The organism is Vibrio sp. DNB22_10_4 (assembly GCF_052879755.1).
In genome coordinates this window covers 1-229 of record NZ_JBNNXW010000144.1, presented here as the reverse complement: position 1 = coordinate 229, position 229 = coordinate 1, and the positions used below count along the sequence as shown (strand labels likewise).

Annotated in this window: 1 protein-coding gene; it reads right to left on the bottom strand. The window is 66.4% G+C overall.

Features of this window, described 5'->3' with window-relative positions; all coding sequences use genetic code 11:
• A partial coding sequence (locus ACVA6Q_RS25020) for a hypothetical protein (RefSeq protein ID WP_446649279.1) occupies nt 1–229 on the bottom strand: 229 nt, incomplete at both ends.

The window sequence follows — 229 nt, the reverse complement described above, 5'->3', positions numbered from 1 at the left end:
CTGCACCATCGACCACGGCCATCTCGTTGATGAGCGTGGGGTTGGCGAACGTCGCGCGCTGCGCGGTCAGGTGATCGCCGCGGTGCGTGGCGTACGAGTTGAAGTCCTCTTCCGGCAGGCCCATCTTGGCGAGGTATTCACCAGCGGCGCTGCTGGCCAGGATGGCGTTGGACGGCGAGAGGTGGTCGGTCGTGATGTTATCGCCCAGCACCGCCAACGGGCGCAGACC